Source organism: Clostridium sp. CF012, assembly GCF_018861755.1.
Lineage (GTDB): Bacteria > Bacillota > Clostridia > Clostridiales > Clostridiaceae > Clostridium_AD.
In genome coordinates this window covers 48,130-55,921 of the sequence record NZ_JAHLEF010000032.1, presented here as the reverse complement: position 1 = coordinate 55,921, position 7,792 = coordinate 48,130, and the positions used below count along the sequence as shown (strand labels likewise).

Annotated in this window: 9 protein-coding genes, 2 tRNA genes and 1 rRNA gene; 11 read left to right on the top strand and 1 reads right to left on the bottom strand. The window is 30.9% G+C overall.

Annotated features, from left to right (window positions below; genetic code table 11):
* Positions 1–123 precede the first annotated feature (123 nt).
* The 5 genes from rrf to KPL50_RS20860 all read left to right on the top strand — a co-directional run bounded on the left by rrf (position 124) and on the right by KPL50_RS20860 (position 1,661).
* Positions 124–240: ribosomal RNA gene (gene rrf, locus KPL50_RS20880) — 5S ribosomal RNA — on the top strand.
* 5 nt (positions 241–245) lie between these two features.
* Positions 246–321 (top strand) — tRNA-Phe (locus KPL50_RS20875).
* A 5-nt stretch (positions 322–326) separates the two neighbouring features.
* Positions 327–401, top strand: a tRNA-Cys gene (locus tag KPL50_RS20870).
* Positions 402–514: 113 nt separating this feature from the next.
* Complete coding sequence (locus KPL50_RS20865) at positions 515–727, top strand: hypothetical protein (RefSeq protein WP_216300463.1); 213 nt, start codon at positions 515–517, stop codon at positions 725–727.
* A gap of 442 nt (positions 728–1,169) precedes the next feature.
* Positions 1,170–1,661: a hypothetical protein gene (locus KPL50_RS20860; RefSeq protein WP_216300462.1), complete on the top strand. Its 492-nt coding sequence runs from the start codon at positions 1,170–1,172 to the stop codon at positions 1,659–1,661.
* 80 nt (positions 1,662–1,741) lie between these two features.
* On the opposite strand, the gene KPL50_RS20855 is transcribed toward KPL50_RS20860, so the two are convergent.
* The gene (locus KPL50_RS20855; RefSeq protein WP_216300461.1) at positions 1,742–2,887 is read right to left on the bottom strand and encodes a M20 family peptidase; all 1,146 of its coding nucleotides are present in this window, start codon (positions 2,885–2,887) and stop codon (positions 1,742–1,744) included.
* Between the two features lie 328 nt (positions 2,888–3,215).
* Between KPL50_RS20855 and KPL50_RS20850 the strand changes: the two genes are divergently transcribed.
* From KPL50_RS20850 to KPL50_RS20825, 6 genes are read left to right on the top strand one after another with little or no spacing between them, the layout of a single operon-like run.
* Positions 3,216–3,428: a sigma factor G inhibitor Gin gene (locus tag KPL50_RS20850; RefSeq protein WP_164960105.1), complete on the top strand. Its 213-nt coding sequence runs from the start codon at positions 3,216–3,218 to the stop codon at positions 3,426–3,428.
* Complete coding sequence (locus KPL50_RS20845) at positions 3,407–4,855, top strand: aminotransferase class I/II-fold pyridoxal phosphate-dependent enzyme (protein ID WP_216300460.1); 1,449 nt, start codon at positions 3,407–3,409, stop codon at positions 4,853–4,855. The genes KPL50_RS20850 and KPL50_RS20845 overlap by 22 nt, the downstream gene beginning before the upstream one ends.
* Before the next feature lie 52 nt (positions 4,856–4,907).
* A complete protein-coding gene (gene tmk, locus KPL50_RS20840; protein ID WP_216300459.1) occupies positions 4,908–5,528 on the top strand; it encodes a dTMP kinase in 621 nt (206 codons plus the stop codon).
* Positions 5,529–5,542: 14 nt separating this feature from the next.
* The gene (locus tag KPL50_RS20835) at positions 5,543–5,872 is read left to right on the top strand and encodes a cyclic-di-AMP receptor (RefSeq protein ID WP_216300458.1); all 330 of its coding nucleotides are present in this window, start codon (positions 5,543–5,545) and stop codon (positions 5,870–5,872) included.
* Between the two features lie 57 nt (positions 5,873–5,929).
* A complete protein-coding gene (locus tag KPL50_RS20830) occupies positions 5,930–6,874 on the top strand; it encodes a DNA polymerase III subunit delta' (RefSeq protein ID WP_216300457.1) in 945 nt (314 codons plus the stop codon).
* A gap of 1 nt (position 6,875) precedes the next feature.
* The gene (locus tag KPL50_RS20825) at positions 6,876–7,787 is read left to right on the top strand and encodes a stage 0 sporulation family protein (RefSeq protein ID WP_216300456.1); all 912 of its coding nucleotides are present in this window, start codon (positions 6,876–6,878) and stop codon (positions 7,785–7,787) included.
* Positions 7,788–7,792: the final 5 nt, after the last annotated feature.

Below are 7,792 nucleotides of genomic sequence, written 5' to 3'. Positions count from 1 at the left end.
TTAGAGGTGTAAGCATGGTAACATGTTCAGCTGACTAATACTAATAAGTCGAGGGCTTGACCTTAATATATATGAAGCGAAAAATTTCACTGTGCAATTTTGAGAGAATATATATTTTCTCAATCTAGTGATTATGGCATGAAGGTAACACCCGTTCCCATACCGAACACGAAGGTTAAGCTTCAATGCGCTGATGGTACTGCAGGGGTGACCTTGTGGGAGAGTAGGTCGTCGCTAGGTAATGTGGCTGGATAGCTCAGTCGGTAGAGCAGAGGACTGAAAATCCTCGTGTCCCTGGTTCGATTCCTGGTCTAGCCACCAGTTATGGCGCTATAGCCAAGCGGTAAGGTCAAGGTCTGCAAAACCTTTATTCCCCGGTTCAAATCCGGGTGGCGCCTCCAAAGCAGAAGAAAAGTAGTCTAAATGCTGATATTTCAGTAGGTAGGCTACTTTTTTTATTTTATACACATTTTTAACAGGTAATCAAGTTGAAGATATAATCCTTGAGGATGATTTGGTAATTATATATGATTATGAGAATAATAAAGTTATTGATAGTATTAATGTTGTTGTAGGTGAGAAATTTGAAGAGCAAGTTCATAAATCAATAGAAATTAATAGTAAGAGAATAAGACTAGATAGTGGGAGAGAACTATATGGTTACAAGATTGCTACAGGCGATTACCATAAGTTGTTTTTTTTCAGCATTAACTTTATGGTTACTTGATAAACAAATTAAGAAATTGTAGCTAGTGTAAGGGACAGTATATAATAGGAGTAACATTTTACTGCAAATGTACGGAGTAAGCATATGGAATATTATGATGGGTTACTGAGTAGAAAACAGATAATTTTATAAGCTAAAATGTATAAGTTTACATTTATGTTGATACACTTATAGCAATATCATATTCTTTAGGATATATAAATAATGAAATACATATAAAATTTTATGAAAAGTAGTAATATAGAGATAAACTTAGAAATACCTATGTTGATGCATGCAAATCAGCATAAACAGTATATATGCTGATATACTAAGGCTATACACACTATAGGGAACTTAGTACAAGTAGATTTATATATGAAATGCTAGTATAATCACATATGTTGGACACAAAACTATTTATGCCTAACATTTTAAATGTCTTCAGGGGGTCTAAAATTTAATGTATAGAGAAATGGTTCAAAGAAAAAAATTTCCAGCTGTGGTATTGTTGTTTATTACACTAATTACATTTATATGCCTATCAGACTTATTACATAAGGTAGGTATAGGTAGCATAAATTTAAAAACCTTTATAAAGATGTTTTTTAATACACTAATGATAGCTCTTTGCTATATTGAGTTTTCAAAATGTAAGGTAAAGTATAAGTATTCTATTGTAGCAGATCAATTCATCATTCATAAAATAAGAGGTGAAGAGGTTAAAATACTAGAGGATATTAAATTAAAGGATATAGAGTTTATTGGTAAATATAGCAATTGTAATACTGACATTCATATTGATAGCAGTAAAAAGTATATCTGTTCTACATTTAATGGAGGTAAGTTTTGTTGTGTATATAAAGCAGGAAATAAATTCAAAAAGTTTTATTTTGAACCTAGTGAAGAGCTTATGAATAAGATTAAATCAATAAAAGCAAAATCAGTATTTTAAAAACAAATAATAGATATATATAAGAAGTATAATTACTTTAAAATTATACTTCTTTTTTTATTGCAAATATTAATAATATGCTATTTTAATTCAACGGTAATTTCTTTTAATAAATCTTGTTTTTCAATAATATCTAGGCCAGTTATGGCAAGAGCTACTGCAGCTTTTATAATAATATCTTTACAGAAGTCCGTTTGAGTTTCTAGAGCAAATGCAGGTGAGGGGCAACTTATTAGGGACTTCTCTGTAATAGCTATTGATGGGTATATGCATGGCGTAATATGGCTTATAGATCCTATTCCTAGGGCGTATTTTGCATTTTTACAAGGCGTTATATTTATAATCCCACTTTCTTTTAAATTATGTGTAAATATACGTGATAGTGATTTATTAGTCAAAAGTTCCTCAGAAGGTAATTCAAATAGGCTAATGTCTGCAGTCATATTCATTATTCCAGACATTGACTGGGTAAAATCCACCAAAGTTTTTTCTAATGCTTTAGCTTCACTTAGTTTAGTAGCTGTCAAATGAAGTTTAGCCTCTGATTCGGAACTTGAGTTAGTACAGGAAGAGACATTCTTTAAAGAGACAGCATCAATAGAACAACTGTTGTTTAACCCTCTTAACAATTGATTTAATGTATTAAGTATAAATAAATAAGAGTCTAAAGATGAAAAATTAGAAGGCCCTTCATTTTTAGTACCAATAGCTTGTTTGCACAGAATTTTAATTGGGATTGTAGCCATGGAAGTACCGCTTTCTGCATTGCTTATATCAGAGTGTGGTGCAATGATAACGTCCATGTCATCAAAACATTTTTCTTTTGTTAAAGTCAATTCTGAACCATTGGAGTAACCACCGGGACAACCTAATAGAATTACACTCCCACCACTTTTAGATATTACCTTTGATAAACCCAGTGCTGCTGCAGTAGAAATGCTGGCATTCACGTTGTTACCAAAAACATGCCCTATATTTTCTGTAGATGTATATTTGCATATATAACATATCTTAGGGTGACCACTTCCATATTGAGCGTAAAAGGAAGTAGGGATATTACAATAGTTTTCTTGTATTTCAAAATCATGGTTTTTTAACATATTTACTATATAAGAACAACCTTTATATTCTTTATAACTTGTTTCTGGATTATCATAAAGGTAGTTAGATAAATTATATATATCTTCTTTTATAGTGCTTAAATAACTTATGACTTCTTGTTTCATGGAATAATCTCCTCTCAAATTTTCGTTATTATTAACACAGTTAGTATAACCTAAGGTACATAAATATATTGATAATAACAAATAAAGTTTTATAAGGTCACATAACAATTTTTAATAGCTTGTTTTGGCTTAAAATGTAGATAAATATATTTCAAATAATTATGTGGACAAAATAAGAAAGCGTACTTACTTGAATAAAATATATATTAAGAGGCTATACTTTAGGTAGTTTTAACGCCAATAACGGTGACAATTTAATGGCACCAAAGGTGACGATTTAACCACACTGAAAGTGATTAATTAAGTGAGCAAGTTTAAGGGGGAAATTATGAAAAAAGAAAAATGTATTATATGTAGAAAGCCTCTAAATGATGGTATAATAATAAATGGAAGAGGAATTTGTGTTAATTGCGAAGGAAGAATTATAGAAGCAAAGGCTAATACGGATTTCTATGAATATTATAAGAACTGTATAAGAAAGACTTTGGTACAGTTTATACCAAGAGGAGTGACTAAAGATTGTCAAGACTACCACTTGTAGACGGAGTGTTAAAATATATAAAAGAAAAGAATATCCCATTTTCTACGCCAGGACATAAAGGTGGGCTTGGATTTTTAAAAACATCAAAAGGCAAGGAGCTTTATGAAAATCTTATAAAAGTAGACATTACTGAGGTTTCCGGACTAGACAATCTTCATTGTTCAGATGGAATAATAAAACAATCTCAAAATTTGTTGAGTGAATACTATGGAAGTATTAAATCTTATTTTCTAGTGAATGGGAGTACTAGTGGGAATCTAGCTATGATTTTTTCATGTTTTAATGAGGGTGACAAAATTATTGTAGAGAGAAATTGTCATCGTTCCATATTTAATGCCATTATTATGCGGAAATTAAAACCTGTATACATTAAAAATAAAATTAATTCTAAATATGATGCTCCTTTTCCTTTAGATAAGGAGCATTTTTTGTATTTAATTAATAAAAATAAAGATGCTAAAGGGATTATTGTTACCTACCCTAATTATTATGGCATATGCTTCGATTTACCATATGTCATTGAGATAGCTAAAAAATATGACATGAAGGTATTAGTAGATGCTGCACATGGTGCTCATTTTGGGGCATCTGTGTTATTACCTGAGAATCCTTTGAAAATGGGGGCGGATATGGCAGTAATGAGTGCACATAAAACACTATCTAGCTTAACACAAACAGCTTTTTTACATGTAGGAGAAGATATTGATATTAATAAAGTAGATTTTTATGTAAGTGCTTTTTTAAGTACAAGTCCCTCTTATATGCTTTTATGCTCTATGGATTATGCAAGATTTTATCTGGAGGAATATGGTGAAAATGACTATGAAAAGTTAATTGAATTCTGCCAATTTTATAGAGATGAAATTAATAGTTTGGGTAAATTTTATGTTTTAGGCCCAGAAGATCTACACGAGGTATCAGAAAATCATGATGAAGATACTAATAAGTATACTATGGACTTAACTAGGTATATACTAAATGTACCTAAAGGTTACAGTGGGCATAAGTTATTAGACTATTTAAGAGTAAACAAAATCCAAGCTGAAATGAGTGATAGTAGAAATGTAGTTTTAATATTTTCTCCCTTTAATTCGGAACAAGATTTTAAATCATTATATAGGGTTCTTAAAGATTGTGATATGGACATCTTAAAGCAGGAATATGTAGACTTAATAGAATACGATATTCCAACTTCCCTTATGTACCCATATGAAGTAATGGATAGAGAAAAAACTATGATAGAGGTTAAGGATTCAGCTGGTAAAATAAGTGCAGTAGCAATAGTTCCATATCCGCCAGGAATACCAATTGTAATGCCTGGAGAAAGACTGGATGACAAAACTATAGCTGCCATAGAATATTACTTGAAGTGTAATGTAACAGTGCTTGGAATTAATGATGGAAAAGTATCAACAGTAGAAAAATAGATATTATAATGTATATCTATTAAAATATATACATTTTGGTGGAGGGGATTGCATGGAAATAGGTCGTCTAATAGTATTAGAGGGTCCAGATGGTGCTGGGAAAACTACTCAAATAGAATTATTGGAAGGGTACCTAAAACAATCGGGATATGAGGTAGTAAGAACTAGAGAACCAGGAGGGACAGAAATTAGCGAGAAAATCAGAGAAATAATATTAGACAATGATAATTCTAATATGAGCTATATGTGTGAAGCGTTACTCTACGCCGCGTCTCGTGCACAGTTGGTTAATGAGGTTATAAAGCCGGCTTTAAAATCTGGAAAAATGGTTATATGTGATCGTTTTGTTTATTCTTCAATGGTATATCAGGGAATCGGTAGGGGGCTTGGAATGGAGCGAATAAGAATCATTAATGAAGCCGCCTTAGATGGACTAGAGGCAGATTTAACTTTTATGATTACCATCCCTTATGAAGAAGGGTTAAAGAGGAAAAAAATGCAAAGGATGTTAGATCGTTTAGAAAACAGTGGAGATGAGTTTCACAAAAAAGTTTTTCATGGTTACTTAGATATTTGTAAAAAATATGATAAAATAGAAGTAATCAATGGAAATAGGAATGTAGATGAAATACATAAAGATATAATAAAAGCTATTAAAAAAATAAAATTATAAAAGGATGGGATAATATGAAATTAGTTATTGCAATAGTACAAGATGATGATGCAAGTGATTTAATTGAGGTAATAACAGATAAAGACTTTAGGGTTACAAAACTCGCCACTACAGGTGGATTTTTAAAATCAGGAAATACAACTTTGCTAATAGGTGTAGACAAAGAAAAAGTAGATGAAGTTTTAGGTATTATAAAGGATGTATGCAAGTCAAGAAAGCAAATTGTAACATCACCATCACCTGTAGCTGGTTCAACTGGAGTATATATGCCATTTCCTATTGAAGTGGACGCAGGTGGAGCAAATGTATTTGTAGTTGATGTAGATAAGTATATAAAGGTATAACTATTTATAAGCAAGTATATAAATCTATACTTGCTTATATATATATGGAGGACTAAAATGAGTTTTGAGAGCATAATAGGTCATAATAATATAAAAAATCAAATAAGTAAATCTATAAGTTTAGATAAGCTATCACATGCTCATCTTTTATCTGGAGAGGATGGGATAGGAAAAAGTAAACTCGCGAGAAACATAGGGTTTAAGATTTTAGGAAAGAATAAAGAAATGCAATACGTGGATTTAGTGGAATGGCACATAGAAAAAAACAAAAGTACAATAGGTGTAGGGTCTATAAGGACGTTAATTGAAGAAATTAATAAAAAACCCTATGAAGGGAATAAGAAAGTTATAATTATTTACGAAGCTGATAAAATGACAACTCAAGCTCAAAACGCTTTCTTAAAAACAATTGAAGAGCCACCTGTGAATGTTACTATATTTTTATTATGTGAAAATCTCGAAGTTATACTAGACACAATAAAATCAAGATGTCAAATACACAAACTAAAAAGCTTAACTGTAGAAGAAATGGAAAATTACTTGAAATTAAATTATTCGGATTTACCTTTAGAGGAAATAAAAGTTATCGTGGCTTTTAGCGATGGAATACCTGGGAAAGCAGAAAAATTTATTGGAGATAATAATTTTAAAGATATTAGAAATATTACCTTGGAAATATTGCTTCAGCTTAATAAAGTTGGAACTGAAGAATTAATGAAATATGAAAAGAGATTATCCAAACAAAAAGAAAACTTTAAAGAAATATTAACTGCATTTCTTTCGTATATTAGGGACACCATAATATATAAAGAAATTGAAGAAGAAAATATAATTATTAACATAGATAAGTTATTAAGTATAAAAGAATTAGCTAATATATTTTCATTTAACAAATTAAATGGTATTATAAATATAATAAACGATACTAGAGAGAATTTAGATAGGAACGTTAACCCAGGGCTTACGTTTCAGGTAATGCTACTTAAAATGCAGGAGGTTTAACATGGTTACAGTTATAGGAGTAAGATTTAAGAAAGCTGGTAAAATATATTATTTTAGCCCAAACGATATAGATATTCAAAAAGGAAATAAGGTTATTGTTGAAACAGTAAGAGGCATAGAATTTGGAGAATGTGTTATTGGAATAAAGGAAATAAAAGAAGACGCTATAGTGTCTCCTCTTAAATGCGTTATTAGAAAGGCTACAGATGCAGATGCAGAAAAAGATTCGGAAAATAAAAGAAAAGAAAAGGAAGCCTATGAGGCTTGCTTAGATAAAATCCATAAACATGAACTTGATATGAAACTCATAGATGTAGAGTATACTTTTGACAATAATAAAGTTATATTTTACTTTACGGCAGATGGAAGAGTGGATTTTCGAGAGCTCGTAAAGGATCTTGCTGCTGTATTTAGAACAAGAATAGAACTTAGACAAATAGGCGTTAGGGATGAAGCAAAGATGATAGGTGGGCTTGGACCATGTGGTAGATCAATGTGTTGTTCAACCTTTTTAGGAGAATTTGCACCAGTTTCTATAAAAATGGCTAAAGAGCAAAACTTATCATTAAACCCTACAAAAATTTCTGGTATTTGTGGGAGACTTATGTGTTGCTTAAACTATGAGCAAGATACTTATGAAAAGATAAGAAAAACACTACCTACTATAGGATCCATAGTTGATACTCCTTATGGTAGATCACAAGTTATTGGAAATAGCGTGGTAAAAGAATCTGTGAAAATTAAGATAAAACTTAATGGTAGCGATGAAGAAATAGTGGAGGTTAAAATTGAAGACCTAACATTAATTTCAGGAAGCTATGAAGATGCTGTAATTGTAGAGGATATTAAATTGGAATTGGCTGGAAATGAAGAAGATTCATATATAATAAAAGAATTATTTAAAGAAAACTAGGAGGA

Excerpts from the sequence above, each read along its gene's own strand:
- KPL50_RS20825 (WP_216300456.1), top strand. The coding sequence starts at position 6,876 with ATGGTTACAGTTATAGGAGTAAGATTTAAGAAAGCTGGTAAAATATAT.
- KPL50_RS20850 (WP_164960105.1), top strand. The coding sequence starts at position 3,216 with ATGAAAAAAGAAAAATGTATTATATGTAGAAAGCCTCTAAATGATGGT.
- KPL50_RS20860 (WP_216300462.1), top strand. The coding sequence starts at position 1,170 with ATGTATAGAGAAATGGTTCAAAGAAAAAAATTTCCAGCTGTGGTATTG.
- tmk (WP_216300459.1), top strand. The coding sequence starts at position 4,908 with ATGGAAATAGGTCGTCTAATAGTATTAGAGGGTCCAGATGGTGCTGGG.
- KPL50_RS20835 (WP_216300458.1), top strand. The coding sequence starts at position 5,543 with ATGAAATTAGTTATTGCAATAGTACAAGATGATGATGCAAGTGATTTA.
- KPL50_RS20855 (WP_216300461.1), bottom strand. The coding sequence starts at position 2,887 with ATGAAACAAGAAGTCATAAGTTATTTAAGCACTATAAAAGAAGATATA.
- KPL50_RS20830 (WP_216300457.1), top strand. The coding sequence starts at position 5,930 with ATGAGTTTTGAGAGCATAATAGGTCATAATAATATAAAAAATCAAATA.